The organism is Neobacillus niacini (assembly GCF_036961885.1).
GTDB lineage: Bacteria > Bacillota > Bacilli > Bacillales > Cytobacillaceae > Neobacillus > Neobacillus niacini_H.
In genome coordinates, this window is the sequence record NZ_JBALNQ010000035.1 from 42,967 (window position 1) to 58,749 (window position 15,783).

At 40.5% G+C, this 15,783-nt stretch carries 12 protein-coding genes and 2 riboswitches; of the genes, 3 read left to right on the top strand and 9 right to left on the bottom strand.

Translation table 11 applies throughout. The features are described from left to right. Window positions 1-67 precede the first annotated feature (67 nt). The 5 genes from V7124_RS15815 to V7124_RS15835 all read right to left on the bottom strand — a co-directional run bounded on the left by V7124_RS15815 (window position 68) and on the right by V7124_RS15835 (window position 6,629). Complete coding sequence (locus V7124_RS15815; RefSeq protein WP_335490748.1) at window positions 68-1,315, bottom strand: ATP-binding protein; 1,248 nt, start codon at window positions 1,313-1,315, stop codon at window positions 68-70. A gap of 379 nt (window positions 1,316-1,694) precedes the next feature. Then, complete coding sequence (locus tag V7124_RS15820; protein ID WP_335490751.1) at window positions 1,695-2,348, bottom strand: DUF2642 domain-containing protein; 654 nt, start codon at window positions 2,346-2,348, stop codon at window positions 1,695-1,697. 18 nt (window positions 2,349-2,366) lie between these two features. After that, on the bottom strand, window positions 2,367-3,719 hold the full coding sequence (locus V7124_RS15825; RefSeq protein WP_335490755.1) for an arsenic transporter: 1,353 nt from the start codon (window positions 3,717-3,719) through the stop codon (window positions 2,367-2,369). Window positions 3,720-4,000: 281 nt separating this feature from the next. Continuing rightward, window positions 4,001-4,756 carry a hypothetical protein gene (locus V7124_RS15830; protein WP_335490758.1) on the bottom strand — a complete coding sequence of 252 codons (756 nt, stop codon included), beginning with the start codon at window positions 4,754-4,756 and terminating at the stop codon, window positions 4,001-4,003. Continuing rightward, on the bottom strand, window positions 4,743-6,629 hold the full coding sequence (locus tag V7124_RS15835; protein WP_335490761.1) for a hypothetical protein: 1,887 nt from the start codon (window positions 6,627-6,629) through the stop codon (window positions 4,743-4,745). Before V7124_RS15835 ends, V7124_RS15830 begins: the two co-directional genes overlap by 14 nt. A 269-nt stretch (window positions 6,630-6,898) precedes the next feature. Then, window positions 6,899-6,984, top strand: a riboswitch (cyclic di-GMP riboswitch). A 284-nt stretch (window positions 6,985-7,268) separates the two neighbouring features. On the opposite strand from V7124_RS15835, the gene tagU reads away from it, so the two are divergent. Beyond that, complete coding sequence (gene tagU / locus V7124_RS15840) at window positions 7,269-8,192, top strand: polyisoprenyl-teichoic acid--peptidoglycan teichoic acid transferase TagU (RefSeq protein WP_335490764.1); 924 nt, start codon at window positions 7,269-7,271, stop codon at window positions 8,190-8,192. A gap of 93 nt (window positions 8,193-8,285) precedes the next feature. On the opposite strand, the gene V7124_RS15845 is transcribed toward tagU, so the two are convergent. The 3 genes from V7124_RS15845 to V7124_RS15855 form a co-directional block, all read right to left on the bottom strand. Next, window positions 8,286-8,711: an SRPBCC family protein gene (locus V7124_RS15845; RefSeq protein WP_335414565.1), complete on the bottom strand. Its 426-nt coding sequence runs from the start codon at window positions 8,709-8,711 to the stop codon at window positions 8,286-8,288. 154 nt (window positions 8,712-8,865) lie between these two features. Continuing rightward, window positions 8,866-13,794 carry a DUF4132 domain-containing protein gene (locus tag V7124_RS15850; RefSeq protein WP_335490768.1) on the bottom strand — a complete coding sequence of 1,643 codons (4,929 nt, stop codon included), beginning with the start codon at window positions 13,792-13,794 and terminating at the stop codon, window positions 8,866-8,868. 9 nt (window positions 13,795-13,803) lie between these two features. Next, on the bottom strand, window positions 13,804-14,223 hold the full coding sequence (locus V7124_RS15855) for a hypothetical protein (protein WP_335490771.1): 420 nt from the start codon (window positions 14,221-14,223) through the stop codon (window positions 13,804-13,806). Window positions 14,224-14,476: 253 nt separating this feature from the next. Further along, window positions 14,477-14,560, top strand: a riboswitch (cyclic di-GMP riboswitch). A gap of 22 nt (window positions 14,561-14,582) precedes the next feature. Here V7124_RS15855 and V7124_RS15860 point away from each other — a divergent pair. Both V7124_RS15860 and V7124_RS15865 read left to right on the top strand, forming a co-directional pair. Further along, on the top strand, window positions 14,583-14,720 hold the full coding sequence (locus tag V7124_RS15860; protein ID WP_335414555.1) for a hypothetical protein: 138 nt from the start codon (window positions 14,583-14,585) through the stop codon (window positions 14,718-14,720). A gap of 259 nt (window positions 14,721-14,979) precedes the next feature. Beyond that, a complete protein-coding gene (locus tag V7124_RS15865; protein ID WP_335490775.1) occupies window positions 14,980-15,222 on the top strand; it encodes a hypothetical protein in 243 nt (80 codons plus the stop codon). Between the two features lie 112 nt (window positions 15,223-15,334). Here V7124_RS15865 and V7124_RS15870 read toward each other — a convergent pair. Next, on the bottom strand, window positions 15,335-15,783 hold a 449-nt coding region (locus V7124_RS15870; protein WP_335490779.1), incomplete at its 5' end, for a Crp/Fnr family transcriptional regulator.

Consider the following 15,783-nt stretch of genomic DNA (forward strand, 5'->3'; position numbering starts at 1 on the left):
CATGGGACGGTTCACATGGTTCAATTATCTCCTCACCAAAAAGGCCATGAGAACCATTCCCATGGCCTTACGTTTGAGGCAAAAGAATAATAAATTCTGTTCCCTTATCCTTTTCACTGATCACTTCTATTTTACCTTTGAAGGATCGGATAATTTGAAAACTGACCATCATGCCAAGTCCTGTCCCACTTTCCTTTAAGGAATAAAACGGAGATCCAAGCCGCTCAATTTGCTTTTTTGTCATACCGATTCCTTGGTCCTTAATGGCAATTTTAATATATCCATCATCGGTTGGCGTACAGGTAATCCAAACGGTTCCACCATTTGGCATGGACTCAATCGCATTTTTCAAAATGTTAATCAAAGTCTGGTTCACTTTTTGCGGGTTAGCATACACCCTGCAATGATCGAGAATATCCGTTTTAATTTCAACATTATGGTTCAGCGTATAACTTTGAAGGATATTCACGACACGTTTGATCTGATAACCCATGTCGATTTTTTCATTGTGATCGATGGTGGGTTTTCCAAAAGCTAAAAAATCACTAACAATTTCATTGGCACGATCTAATTCTTCAATCGATATTTGGATATATTCCTTCTTGCTATCAGGCAGCTCAGGCTCATTTAGAAGCTGCAGAAAACCACGAGTCACCTGCAGCGGATTTCGAATTTCATGAGCGAAAACACTTGTTAACTCACTAATAACCCGTAATTTCTCCGTGTTTTGCATTTCTAATCGAAGCTGTTGAATCTCCCTGATGGTTTCATTTAATTGCATGAGGAACCAAGTAACGATCACTACAAAGATAAGATGGATAATCTGTACTTTAAGATACTCCATGGAAAACCCTCTTAAAATACCAGAAAGAGTGAGACCGATAAGACAATAATAAAAGGCAAGTCCTACTGCAATTTTTACCTTCTTTTCTTTATTTGAACGTGCAAACGTTTTTTGAAAAAATAGCATAACTGGCAGTGTTAATAATAAGACCAGAACGGTATTATAAAATCCTAAACTGATACCAAAAGAAAGTCGATAAAGTATAATAATAACTGCTAGGAAGATTCCGGACCCAGATCCCGTGTAAAGCGTCCCAAATAACAGCGGAATAATTCTTAACTCCACGCGAGCATTTTGACCAAAAATCACTGGAAAGGACATGCAAAATAGGATTGATATTCCCCACAAAATGGACATCATTACTTTTTTATTTTTATTGCTCGTTGCCTTCTCAGAAATAAATGTAAAGTAAATAAATATAGGTATGACCGTAACCGTTAGCTGCAGCAAAAAATCCTTTATTATACTCATATTTGTTACCTTCCATAATCTATTCTATATATGAATCCTTGTAGTAATCATCCACTATTATACTTAATGTTGTTAAAATTGGTAAACTTTTGTTTTTTCTAAAGACTTTAATCTCAAGGAATAACCTCTTCCCCGTCCGAATCCACTAACCATAACATTCGATTAGGAAGATGTCCCTTTAATTTTCTTCTACCCTTGAACAAATTGCAAAAAATTACATAATCTAAGTATATGAGGCACACTAAAAAAGACCGTGAATGGTTCCCACGCCACGGTCTAAAAACAACTCTTTAAGTGATTGATTAATCCATCCTGTCTGGACCACAGGGTGGATTATTTTTGGGGGTTAACACTTAGACATCACTCTCTTCCTTGCCCATTATGGTAACTGAATGGTTTTGATATGCTCCAAATTCCAATACATGGTGCTCCCGTCGGCGGTTACCAAAGCTATTTTATAATCATGAACCTTTTGCAATAAGCCTATTTTCTCCTCTTTTTCCCCACCATCCAAGATGACCAATTGATTCTCCAATTTCTTCATCTGCTCTTCCAATGATCTTGCCAAAGCTGTTGTTAATGGTTGTAAGGATAGATTCTCTAATGAATACGGGGTTGCATTTGCTGGATACGGAATCAGCCACTTTACATGGTCCATAGAAATAAACATCGTTTTATAGACGGGGGAGTGAAACACAAAATAGTCATTCATGATGCTGGTTAAATACCCATGGATTGATTTGTTGCCTGTCACATAAACCTGGACAAACAATCCCTTCGCACTCATTAATATTTTTCGATAGGAGATTGCATCCGTTGCAATCGGTGTTTCGGATGGCGGTTCATAAACAGTGTCACCATCTACTTTTTTCGTCTCATAGAACCGCTGAATATGAACATACGGAATGTAATGAAAGTTCCAACCATCATACAAAACAAATAGGTCCAATCCAGATTCAATAAGCACTCCTCTTTTAAAGCTGCCACCGGAAATTTCAACGTCTATATTTTTGCCTAGAAAATCTAAAAACATCTTCCTTCTCCTTTCATGTTACCCTTGAAGAGTTCCGCCAAATAGCCAAGAAACCCAATAATATAAAACCACTAACGTAAACAAAGTCGCTGGGGGGATAACAACCACCGTTATTTTTATATATTCCAGCCAACTAATCATGACTTTTCCTTTTCTTACAATATGCATCCACATTAATGTTGCCAGCGTTCCCATTGGAAGCAATAACGATCCCATGTCGCTGCCAATGACATTCGCCAGATAGGCAATCTTTAAGGAGAGCGGAGTTAAATTCATCTCCATTAATGTGAGCGTTCCAACCATTAGCGCAGGGTGATTATTAAAGATATTGGAAAGGACCGATAGCAGGATTCCCATTAGCACACTTGCATTAAGCAAACTGCCAGAAACCATAGGCCGCATAAATTGAATGAGCCAGTCGGTTAGTCCGATATTATTCAAGCCATAAATAATCACGTACATACTAAAAGCGAAAACGATGATATACCACGGTGTTTTCTTCAGCATGTCGCTAGGCGGAATTTTCAAATAAGCCCATCTCCATCCTAAAAGGACAAGTGAACCAATCACAGCCATCAGTGAAACTGGAATGTTAAGGAACGATGCAACAAAGAGGCTGACTCGGACAGCAAAGACGAATAATAAAACGTTTCTCATAAATCTGGAACGAGCCTTTTCTGAGGTATGTTCCACCAGACTTGGCTTGAGCGGGTGATAGGAAGGGAGTGTCAACCCTTTAACTTTAGTTGGTACTTGTTTGGGCAGCACCTTTTTAAACCGAAGGAACAATAACCAAGTAAGCAACAGTAAGCCCAGGGTCGCGGGAACAAACATCATCGCCGTATGCAAATAAAGATCCATGTGTACGATCTTTAGCGCTATTAAATTGACAATATTGCTGACGCCGATCGGAGCGCTTGAAGCAGTGGCAATTAAGGCTCCAGACAATAAATAAGGTATTTTTTGATGATTTTTTAAACCCATATTGTTTAGTAGCATGACTAAGATTGGAGTGGTAATTAAGATACTGCCATCATTGTTAAAAAAGAGGGTCATCAGGAAACACAGAAGATTGACATACCAGAACAATCGAATTCCTGATCCATTTGCTTTTTCAGCAAGCTTCTCGGCGGCCCAGTTAAAGAATCCAAAGCTTTCTAATACAATCGCCATGACAATTGTTGCCATAATGGTAATCGCCGCACCACTGATGGTCTCTGTTATAACACCAAGGTCCGTTAAGGAAACACTCCCACAAAGTACCACAATAATTGCTCCGATTGTGGCTGGTATGGCTTCATTAATGCCCCTTGGCCTCCAAAGGATAAATCCTAATGTAATTAAAAAAGTTAGTACCGTGATCCAAACCACAGAATTTTTTCTCCCTTCATCTAGCTAGTATTCTGTTGATGAGTTCCCTCCCCGATTCCATCCGCACTTGTCCCCCCCTTCCATCTATCCCTCTTGTTAGGTTGTACTATCACTATATGTAACACGATATTGACGGCTTTAGGTTTGTACCCGTTTTTAAATAACTTCCACGAGAGTCTAATGAAAAGCCAAGGGAAAATCCATGGTCAGCTTAAAAAAGACATAAAGAAATGACGTATAGCATACGTCATTCTTTATGTCTCAAGTGTTTATTAGTTTTTTTAAAAGAAAAACATTAAAACCATCAATCCAACCGAAACTCCCTGTCCTATCGCTAATCCAATCAGCCATTTTTTAAATAGCCCTTCTCGCTTCGCACCATTCTCGATGCTTAGCTTCCATTTTTCTTCCCACTTATGCTGCAATTCTTTTTGGTTATGCGTAAGCTGCTGATTCAACTGAGCTATTTCTGCTTGATGGCTTTCTTCAACCACTGTTAATTCTTTTAAGATAACGCCTAACCGTTCGCCCACAGCTTCATACTTCACATTCAACTTGTCTGCTTCCTCACTCAAAGCTCTTGTCACCTGTTCCTGAAGAATCCTTACCTCTGTTAAAACCCTTTCTGTTTCCCCAACAATAAACTCCTGGTCATCTTGCTGTAATCCTTTTGCATCCGCTAACAGCCTTTCCGTTTTAAGCAGATAATCTTGAAACTCCTGGTGCCAGAAGGAGATTTTCTTATCCAGTACCGCGATGGTCTCGTCGAACCGTTCCATTCCACGATCAAAAACTTGCGACTGTGGCTCAATAACTTCTTCCTTTAGTTGCTCACTGACCTGCACAGGGAAGTGCTTCAACGATTTCTGCATTTTTTCAATCGATTCATATACTTCTTCATTTAATTCTGCTAGTGTATCTTCCCGCTCTTTCATAATCTTCTTGAGGTCATCATAGAAAAGATCGTTATTAATTTTCTTTAGTGATTGAATTGCTTCATTATATTTCTCATCGATTGCTATATTAGAAGTAGTCATTTCCAATGATCCTTTCTGCTTGCTTTAAAATAATTTGGCAGTACTGGTGATAAGCCCACCGTTCCACATCAGAAGCATCTTCAGCGTACAATTTCTCCTGCCAACCCGACACTGCCTTCACAAACTCTTCTTTTAAAATATCATCCAACAGCTTAGGACGCAGTAAATCCTGTTCCCATTCCCGCTTCGCCCGTTCCCATTTATCTTGAAGTTCAATCAACCGTGCTTGTTTCTGTTGTTGCTTTTCCTGCTCTGCTAGCAGGTTTTCATCCGCTACCTTTTTGTGTTCGTCCTTTAGCGTCGACAGCTGGAGGATTTCTTTTTTACCATTGTGCTTAAACTGATTGATTTGACTGACATAATAGTCATAAATGATATTATTATTCCGCGCCAACGTATCCAGCACAATCTGATAATCCTCTTCAAAATTGCCAAGCTTTAAATATTGATCGAGACCCCGGCCATGGCTTAAGGAAAGGCCCAAGAGCGGTGGATCTGATTTAAAATCAAACCTAACCGTCGAAGAAATATTCTGCATGCTGCGCGTCAACAGGAGCCAAGTATCCGCTAACCGCTTTTGGTAAAAATCAAGCATTTCCAGCTCTGCCATTTGAAAGCTTTCCAAGAGCTTTGAAGTCTTCCGTTCCTTAAATACGACCTGGTCTTTTTTATCAAATTCAAAATAGCTATATAACTGGGACCTGTATTTCTCCAGCTGAATCACATCCAAGCCCTTACGTTCAGCCTCGTAAAACTCAAGTTCCTCTTGTAAATAGTGCACCGTTGATTTCAAATTCTCATAGACCCGCTGATCTTCTTCCTGGCTTTCCTCAATCGTGGTAATCTCTTTGCTCATACGGTCAAGTTCGAGATTCTTCTGCTTGCTAATGCTATGCTCGATGTTCTTGATTTGCATAATTTGGTTTTCAGGCGTTTTCACGGCCGTTAGATCATCCAACAATTCTAAAAATAAGCTGTCCATCCAGCCCTTCGCCTGATGGTAGACGACATCATTCCTATCCTTTAATTCAAGCCATGTATCACCAAATTCAAGCGGATAAATTTGATTCGGAATTTCTTGTTCATTTCGCTGTAAGTGATCTCGAAAATTCGCCTTGAATTCTGCTAAGGAAGTAATCTCACCAGCCTCAATCGCACGTTTCACAGAGGCGGACTGCAGGCAGCGTGTCAGGACCACACGAAAGTTTTGGGGATAATACATCCAATCCTTCACGAGCGGTCGGTCCATTTGAAACAGCCTAACAATCTTAGACGAGATTTCCATCACCAAACAAACGCTGCAAAGCGGCATATATCTCGTTAAAATATGCTCCACATACTCTTCTTCACGCTTTTCCTTCGTATCATCGCCTGGTAAATCAATAATCGATATAAATCTACTGTTTTCCGCAAACCGTTTATTGGAAAAAAACTGTTGGGCAATATCCAAAATAATTGGCTTATCATACGATACTTTTCCGCTCTCAATTTGCTTTCGAATCGTTTGCAATGCTGTTTCCAGCTCTTCTAAATCCCTGCAGCTAATCCTTGTTTTATCTGGAAAAATCAAATGAAAATTCTCATCCGCTGAACGTTTATAAATAAAGCTCGTGATCGTTGATGAATTTCCCTTCTCGCGCTTACCCCGCAATGCTTGTGAAAGAGGACCGATTTCCTTGTCCCCAATTCCCAGCATCGTTAAAATCAAGGTTGTTTTTCCGACTTGAGTCGGTCCATAAACACCAATCAGTACCTGATCCTTCTCATACTTTTGACCATCAAATCGCAAAAACCCCTCATTGAAATGGTCAATTGCTTCATAAATCCACTGGTCCTTTTCATCCTCAAGCCTAGTAAGCAAATCGGTGATCATCCTTCATAACCTCGTTTATCAATTTGACTTTAAAATACTGTTTGCTTGATACTGAAGTTTCATTAAATCTTGGTCATAGCCAACAAAGCAAACCGGCTCACTAAAATGGCATAATTTGCAGTCAGTATTTTTTCCACTCCACAAAAAACTAGATATTTCCATTTTACTACAATTCCGGGCAAACTTCGACACTTTCAAAAACCCAGGGGTCAAAATGAAGTGGGATTTTCTATATATCTAAATATTCAAAAAAATGTTACTATTAGTCTATCCGATAATGGCAAACCTATTGAAAAGTAGGGACGCAAAGTCACAGATCTAATGTGAAATGAACGATGATGGCTGGACTGCCCAATTTAATCATTCAAAGGGAGTTGTTCTATTTGAGTCTTAAATCCCTTCTTTGTTTCTTTCGCAGACGACACAAATATAGTTATTACACGAGCAAATGCATCAGATGTGGAAAAAGCAGTAAATCAATATAAAAAAGAGTTTACTGTGCAAAACCCTTAACAGCTGCGGCCTTACTATGAAGCTCGTAGCAAAGGCCGTAATTCAACATTGAAATTCCAAATTACGGTAAAATATGTATTATTCACCATTTTTATCTGTTATTCTAAGTTCATTGGAGGAATATAGATGAGATCTCAAAAAAAGAAACCTAAGTGGCTAAAAGTCACTGGAATCATCATATTACTAATACTCGTATCCGCTGGAATTTATGGATACACTGTATATAATTCGCTCACGAATGCTGTTGTCCGAATGCATGAACCTCTTAAACGTGAAAAATCAGAAAAGCGTCTAGTACCAGTAGCGCTGGAACAAAAAGACCCATTTTCTGTGTTAATGCTGGGTGTAGATGAACGAGAAGGTGATCGTGGGCGTTCCGATACCATTATTGTATTAGCAGTCAACCCGAACAATAATTCCGTGAAAATGCTCAGTATTCCACGAGATACACGAACTGAAATAATAGGTAAAAGCAAAGAAGACAAAATAAACCATGCATATGCCTTTGGGGGCGTACCTATGGCGATGGATACCGTTGAGAATTTCCTTGATATTCCAATCGATTACTACATGCAAATAAATATGGAAGGATTCCAGGACATTGTTGATGCTGTTGGCGGTGTTACTGTCCAAAATGATTTAGACTTTACGGTAGGTGATTTCCACTTTCCTATTGGAGAAATAAATTTAACGGGCGATGAGGCATTGAGTTACGCTAGAATGAGGTACGAGGACCCACGAGGTGACTTTGGCCGCCAAATGAGGCAGCGACAAATTATTCAAGCGGTGATTAAAGAAGGGTACAGTCTATCCAGTCTTACCAACTATTCAGATATATTCTCAGCCCTCGGGCAAAATATTAAAACAAATCTTTCATTCGAGCAAATGATGGATATCCAAAAAAATTATAAGAATGCAGGAAGTAACATTCAACAAATGGAAATTAAGTCCGAAGGAACAAAAATTGATGGAATCTACTATGGAATAGTGGCCGCCGAAGAAAAACAGCGTATCCAAAACGAGTTAAAAATACAATTAGAACTAGATTAAGGAGACCTCAAGGACGGCTCTCATGGCTCTATTATCGTTCACTGCTAACCCCAGCTAGTCACGAAAAGCCATAAAAACCGTCCTCTTTGTCACCTAAATGCCTGTCTGCTCTGCATATTTTTTAAAATTATCTAGGATCGCCTGCCATCCTTGTTTTTGTAACTCAACGGGATTCTCAGTTTCAGCATCAAACGTTTCAATTACCTCCGTTACGTTGTCGTGACCTTTGAACGTGATTTTAACTGTTCTTCCGTCCCCGAGTGTATACGCAATAACCTCATGTAATTTCACTTCATCATAAATCCCGCCAAAATCGAAACCAAAACTGCCATCTTTAGCTTCCATTCTTGAATGGAATTTCCCTCCTGCTCGTAAATCATTCTCAGCAATGGGTGTGTGCCAGTCATCTGAAGCAGAATTCCATTTTGTTATATGGGTTGGCTCTGTCCAATATTCCCATACCTTCTCGACTGGTGCTTGAACTGTTGTTTCTACTGTAACTTTATTAGATGTTTCCATTTCATTTCCCGCCTCTCATATACAAATAGTTTCCACAATAGGTGCCTGGCTCTATTATAGGTGATTTCAAATCGTTTCGATACCCCTTCATTGTTTCCTTTTAACGCAAATAAAATCCAATTCCCCATCTTTCGGTAACTTGACCACCACGTTCTCAATCCGCTATCTGCACTAATACTGTCGGGTCCTTTATTTTATGATCCTCGGCTAGCATGACGATCTTTGATGTAATTTCTGCCGTTTTCGGGTCATCATCGATAAAGGGCAGGAATAAGCGCCCTCTGTGCTGGGAGTGAATCGGGAGAATGGATAAGGATCCACTGGCCATTTTATGAACAACCCCGCTGCCTAAATGAACCGTATATTCGCCAAGGTTTCCTTTGATAATCGCATGAGAGCCTTTTAGCTCAACATTTGATAGCTTTAGTAACCTCCGTAATTCAGCCATGATCGCTGTTCTCATTTCAATCGTCGATAGACTTGCTTCCGGATCGACTCCGCCTACATGTGCGACACTGACGACTAAGTCAACATCCCGCATGATTTCTGAAAACAGCACCTCCGGAACAGCTGCAAATGGAACTGATTTCCCTGTATTTCTATCGGTAAATTCGATGCCCTCAATCGTGTGCGCCTCAACATCGGCAGGTGAATACCAGTCAGCCATCGCATAAATATGGGCAATAATATTTTCCTTATAATATACTTTTTGAAGACCTTCATCATAGCTGACAGTCCAGCCCCTGCTCTTAAGAAGAGCGGCCGCCTTTCTTGGCTGAATTTGATGACCATCGTAACGTGCGGATATCATCCGCGACTCTAGTTCATCAACATTCGGTCTGTATAACTCCCTAAATACCTGCTTAAAAGGCTGGATAATTCCCTTTTCAAAGATATCCTTTTGAAAAACCGCCCACTCTCCGCTATTGTACAAGTGAACAGGGTGTGCAATCACACAGTCAGTCTCAGGCCCCAATTCCAAAATCTGCCCCTCCGTTCCAACTAGTGCACCATCCCTAAAATACCCTAAATGGTTACCAGCTTTGAAGACGAGATTCTGTAATAACGGATAGATAATCGGGTGTTCTGAAAGGCCCACAAGTTCAGCAGCCGTAAACACATCCCCTGCTTCCATCGCCTTTTCCAGCATGAGCCTGGCCCGTGAATACTGCTCCTTTAATGACTTATGAACAGCCTTTATTTCTTTTACATACTCATGATTCTTTAACCTAGGCGGAATACTCTTGAGTGACTTGCCGTCTTTTTCTACAGCAACCGCCGCTCTACCCAACGCATCAATCGAAATATACATTTCCACATCATCGACAACCCCCGGCTTTAAAAAAGGTTCAATCGAGCGAATTTTTTCTGTTTCCATATTCCAAGTAAATCGGTTTGGATCAGAGAAGCCAGCATTCCGTGCTAGATTTTCTAGTGAAAGCGAGACAGCCTTTGCTTCCGAGGCACGGCGCTGTGCACCAAACTGCTTGCTCTCTTTTAGAAAACCATGAAGGAATTCATATCTGTATAAGGCTTCCTTTTTCTCATTACTAAGGGGAATAAGTCCATAGCAGAGAAGATAATCCTTATTTCTTTTTTCAGAGATAATCTCTTCCACCTGTGCTGGAACAAGCTTTCCTAACATCGCATCTGTAAAAAGCTGCGATCGTTTATGCAGCCCGCCTCCAGCTATATATTTCGCACTATTATAAACAACGTTAAATCGTTTTTCACCCAGAAGCGCAAATGCCTCATGAAACCAATCTAGGTCAAAAGCACCGCTTTTTAAGTCCTCTGGGGAAATCGGTGAATAGCGAGCAACAATGGTTTGTTTATCATGTGAAAATGCTTCGTTTATATGTGCGTGGAAATACCAGCCTGCGGACTTTAGCCCTGGCCAGTCCAAATACTTTTCGACAATATCCAGCCATTGTGGAGAATACATCGCCGCATCAACAAGCTGCTTATCAGACACTTTTCTTTTACCTAAAAGCTCTTTTAACGTATTCTCATCCTCACCCTCAGCTGGAAAACAGTTTTTCAACAAGTGGCTAAAAATTTCCTTTTTTGTACTATCGTTACCAACGAAATTATAGCCTCGAACATAGGTATCCTTCCCGGCACCTATCAGAATATCCACAAAGAATCTAGTACCCGAGGCTCGGTAAATCCTCGAGACCAATGTGCTAACCTCTGTCGTCATATCCCCCCGCTTTAACTCAATGCTGACTAACCTATCAACTACTTTTAGACAAACCTCTTGGAGCTTTTGACAAGCTGTAACCGTTTTGTAAAGATAGAATTCAGAATTTGTTAAAGTACGTAAATTTTCAGCACTTAACGGCCGGCCGCATAACTCTCTGTACAATTCATTTTCATCGACCATGCCCATCGCAAAGGCCTTTTCAAAATCGGATAGCTGAATACAAGTATGGGAGGTAAAACCCGAAGCTTTATACAAGGCATACCCAATATGGAAAACGTCCTTAAAATCCGGTTCCTCCCCACTGCTATAGGCGCGCATATGGCTATACCAAAAGGAGATTTCATGTGCATTCACCAGCGTATTCGAATGATTTCCATAATAATAGTATCCCGATGCCGCTTCCTTTTCGTACTCTTCAACAAAGCGGTGTGCAGGTATTCGATGGTACACGAAGCAAACCATATCCCGGCACAGGTCAAATACTTTCCTACGAGAACATTCATTTAATAGTGCATGAAAAATAGTAAAAATATGCTGAGCATAAGGCAAGCTCTTCGTAAACTCGTTAAATTCCTTCTCCTTTATCGGAAACAGCTGTGACAGCAATTTCTCAAACCAATCTTTTTTTCCACGATGCGAATATTGATTAAAGCTAGAGTAGAAAAGTATTTCTATTATTTTTTTAGTAGATAACTGATATTCCTCGGCGGCTTTCCTCCACACCTCCGGCAGCGGATAATCCTCCAGCGTTAGAACATCATCATGATTACCACGGCTTCTGATGCTCCTTATATTATATTCACCGCCAAGGATCACTTTCACCCGACCACCGTTCCAGTCTTCAATCTCGTATTCATACTCTCGATGTTGATCAATCAGACTGCTAAACCCCGACAATACCCTTTTAATCTCCTGAAAGGATGAACCTAGAATATGCTTACTAGAAAAGCCTGAAGGTTCTGGTATCGTCGGTAAGGAAAGTTGCTGGCTGGGATCATAAAGTCCAAACCCTTCCTCTTTCGAAAAATCATTTTCCGTTATTTTTTCCACCAATACCTTTGCTGTTTGAGATGGATCTGAAAGCGCAGCCGCTAGCTGTCTGCATTCACCAGCAATCCTTTTCCTTTTAGGATCCTTATCAATGGCGGCAATGATATCCAGTCCTGCCAGCTGTTTATTTTCGCTTTTATCCTGAACAAGCCGTTTTACACTGCCCACCAGCTCATCGGGTGTTTGCTTAAGCAAAATAGCCATCGCATTTTTACGCAAATCACCTGCTTTATAGTGAAGCAAATCCTCAATCATTTTGTAATCCTCTGGCGTTAAGGATAACCTGTCTACCATTTTTAACGCAGTCGAACGGAGATAGGAGCTCTTATCTCCTAAGAATTCAAGCAACGCCGTTTTTTGCTTCGGTGTTTTAGGATCAAGCAAAAAGGTAGTTAGAAACACTGACCGGGTGTCAACACTCATGTAAACTCTGTAGTCCAGCAGTAAATCAACCTTTTCATTGGATGGATTCTTGGCAAAGGTCAGCAGCATTTTACTAAGGATCTCATCACGGGTAACCTTAATTTGACACCATGGAAAAGGGCTCTCTGTAAACGTTTTTTCTTTTTTCGGCATCGTATCGAGCATGTTTTTAAGCTTTTGAAACAGTTCTTCTGAGCTGAAAATCCCCTCCATACCCTGGTATTGACTTAAATTCTCCTGTTGCGAAAAATGGCGTACATCACTAAAAAGATTCTTAATGACCCAGCTTTTCACCTCTAAATCAGGGTCATCTAAAAGTGCTGCAGCGTATTGATGCTGAAAACGTGGAATCTGAAGCTGCATTAAAAAATAAAGGGCTGTTAATCGTTTATATTTTTCAGGTGCACCCAACAATTCCAAAATCCTGCTCTCAATCAAGGCAACCTCAGTAAACGCGATTGACCATAGTCCCATATATATCAACAAAGAATCACTGCTCTTCAAGCATTCTTCCTGGTACTCAAATTCCGTAAGACATCGGTAGGCAGTGACTAAGCATTTCTTAATGACAGCCGGTTTTTCAGCTGTTATTCCGAGGCCCGTCCAAACATCGAAACCTCGAACAACCGAAGAATATCGAACCAAATCATGATTAATAATGATCTTAAGCAGATAAAGAAAGCCTTCCTTTGACCCTTCGTCCATACTTTCAACAATCGTCTGGCGCAGACCCTCCTGAAGCTTGGCAGCCAGCAGCAGATCACCTACCCACTTATGTGCCTTTTCATTGTGGCTCATGATGATTCCTTTAATAATCTCGCGGGTGAGCAGACCTGTGTTGTTCTCTCCGTATACAATCTCCTCAATGGCGCTCATCACCTCTTCATTGTTCTCATCAATCTCCAAGGCTAAAAGATCTGGAAGTACCGGGTTCCCACTGAAACGATTATTTTTTTCAGAAAAATACGTCTTGTAAGAAAAATTCTCCGCTGCCAAATCAAGCATTCCATGAAGCTTTTCAATCGCAGTTGAAAGATAGATAGAATCATAGGTTTTGGTACGAAAGGAACGTCTTTGTTCTCCCAGCAAGTATGTATAGTGATGGCTGTGATCCCAGACCGCTTTAAACTTCCTTGCCCATTCCTTGCCAAAGAGCGTAACCAACACCTTAAACTCTGAATCTGCAAAAATGCTTGATAATCCCTCAGAATTCTCGTTCCATAAGGTATGAAAAAGCTTATTCTTTCTCTTGTTCCATTCAGAGTAGTCGTACCCCTCCATCGTATAACAGGAAAAAAGGGCGTTTAAAAGCTGCTTATTTCTACCAAAGGATAAAACGGATTTCACTTGAAGCTTCTTCACATACTTTTTCGTTGCTTCCTTACTTTGATAATAGTAATACATATCAACACCTCACCACATTCTCCCTGACAGCATCGTAAATCGAATAAAAGTCAGGACATCCCCGTCTTTAATCCCCAGCGGCCCGTCAAGACTTTCGATCTCTACATCGCCAATAAATACTCTGTATAAACCATCCGTAAAAGCCAGCATCGCCGTTTCAACCGCTTTTCCAGCATCCGCCTGCCGCTCATCTACCCGCTGGCAAAAACCAACCTTCCCCGTAGAAACCTGTGCCTCGATTTCATCAAAGGTAAGGTAGTTGAACAGCAACGAATCTAGCGGTCTACGATTATAGCTTTCAACATTTTTACGAATAATCTCCATGATTAGTTCTCGTAATGATGCTGGGTTGTCGTCTAGTACCAACTCTTCTTTTTTTATATACTCCTTCCGTCTTCCTGCCTGTTTAACAGAAACAAACACCTTCATGGGCTTCACCTCTTACTTACTATAAGTATAACAATTTTCTGACAATAGGAATATACTTTCCAGTGCTCAGGGTTGCCAAATTGCAGGGGCAAGGTGTTGCATGCCAGTGGGGCCGACACTCTTATGGCCTCATTACGGGTAACTCATGCCAAAAAAGCCAGCAAGTCGTCGCTCCGGTCCCACAATCCCCGTCTGCGGAATTTGTCGAAATCATCGTGACTTTTTACTATTTCTATGTTTATAATAGAAATGATTTATTAAAGGGCAAAATCACTGAAAGGTGATGACGCAAAGCTATAGGGGCTTCTATCCAAGGATCAGCCAGCCAGCTACCATCAAATGTGAAAAGGGGTTTTTTGATGTCAAAAAGTATTTGGACCACACCTGAAGAGGCAATGAGAAAGAAGAAAATGAAGAAGAACCTACTGTATATTGCAATTATGTTTGGCACAGTCGTTCTGAGTGCAGCCGTGACTTTACTTGCCAACTCAATTTAGACTATATTTTATCAGAACCACTTTATGCCTACGACGGCATAAGGTGGTTTTCTTGTTTTCTAGCACATTCTAAACAAATAAAAACTATTTTTAAAAAAGTAGCAAATCTGCTTTTTCGTGGCTAAAGGTATAGAAAAAAAACTGTTTCATAGATTGAAAAATACATTTTGACCCCTTTTTCCTGTTCAAATTCACTGTTTGGCTTTTTGAAAAGTAATCAAATCATGTCTATTATTTGAAGAGAAAGGGAGTGCATAAAATGGAGAAACACCAGATATCCGAAAGCTTTTATCAGGTAAAAAGTAGAGATCGAGTGGGTGGGACAATCAAAACAGACGTATTTAAATTAGAAAGTGGCATTTTTGAAGCCTTCTCCTCCTACTGGCAGGACGAAGATGAGAGGACAGTGGGGTTTGCTTCAAGTTTCGACGATGATTATGCTATCATGCAGTCCAGAAAATCATTAAGAAAAGAATGGAAAGAAGAATACACACTTGCTTAACCATTGCAGGGATCTGCCTTAACCGAAGCATATCTGCGATACTCATTTTCCACCTAAAAAATACAAAAAAGACGATTCGCGGGGGAACGAATCGTCTTTTTGTGCCTGCTAGTTAGGCTGTTGCTTTATTTTTTCCAGTTGTTGTCTTAGTTGCTTTGCGGATGAATGGTACCACCCAGCGGTCTAATCCAATACGGCCAGCGTTGTAACCTGCTGTTAAGATGATGAAGCCTAAGAAGATGTCAGTTGGGTTATGAGATACAGTTCCTGCTAAGAAGAAGCTGAAGTTCATGACTAATCCGAAGAACATAGCTGCTGTTGTTAAACATCCAAGCATAAGCCCTAAGCCAATCAATGTCTCGCCCCAAGGAACGATGAAGTTGAATAAATCAATGTTTGGTAACGCAAAGCTTTCCAAAAAGTTTACATACCAGCTGTAAACCATGTTACCATCTGGACCTGTTACCGGTTTTGCAATTGCTCCTTTTAAGAAGCCTGAAGCGTCGAATGCACCGCTCTGTAGTTTTCCTAGTCCTGCTGTAAACCAAGCGTAACCTAGAT

What these genes read in the sequence shown, in the direction of transcription:
- V7124_RS15860 (WP_335414555.1), top strand. Translation starts at nt 14,583, where the DNA reads ATGTCAAAAAGTATTTGGACCACACCTGAAGAGGCAATGAGAAAGAAG.
- V7124_RS15820 (WP_335490751.1), bottom strand. Translation starts at nt 2,348, where the DNA reads ATGTTTTTAGATTTTCTAGGCAAAAATATAGACGTTGAAATTTCCGGT.
- V7124_RS15855 (WP_335490771.1), bottom strand. Translation starts at nt 14,223, where the DNA reads ATGAAGGTGTTTGTTTCTGTTAAACAGGCAGGAAGACGGAAGGAGTAT.
- V7124_RS15850 (WP_335490768.1), bottom strand. Translation starts at nt 13,794, where the DNA reads ATGTATTACTATTATCAAAGTAAGGAAGCAACGAAAAAGTATGTGAAG.
- V7124_RS15830 (WP_335490758.1), bottom strand. Translation starts at nt 4,756, where the DNA reads ATGACTACTTCTAATATAGCAATCGATGAGAAATATAATGAAGCAATT.
- tagU (WP_335490764.1), top strand. Translation starts at nt 7,269, where the DNA reads ATGAGATCTCAAAAAAAGAAACCTAAGTGGCTAAAAGTCACTGGAATC.
- V7124_RS15845 (WP_335414565.1), bottom strand. Translation starts at nt 8,711, where the DNA reads ATGGAAACATCTAATAAAGTTACAGTAGAAACAACAGTTCAAGCACCA.
- V7124_RS15835 (WP_335490761.1), bottom strand. Translation starts at nt 6,629, where the DNA reads ATGATCACCGATTTGCTTACTAGGCTTGAGGATGAAAAGGACCAGTGG.
- V7124_RS15865 (WP_335490775.1), top strand. Translation starts at nt 14,980, where the DNA reads ATGGAGAAACACCAGATATCCGAAAGCTTTTATCAGGTAAAAAGTAGA.
- V7124_RS15815 (WP_335490748.1), bottom strand. Translation starts at nt 1,315, where the DNA reads ATGAGTATAATAAAGGATTTTTTGCTGCAGCTAACGGTTACGGTCATA.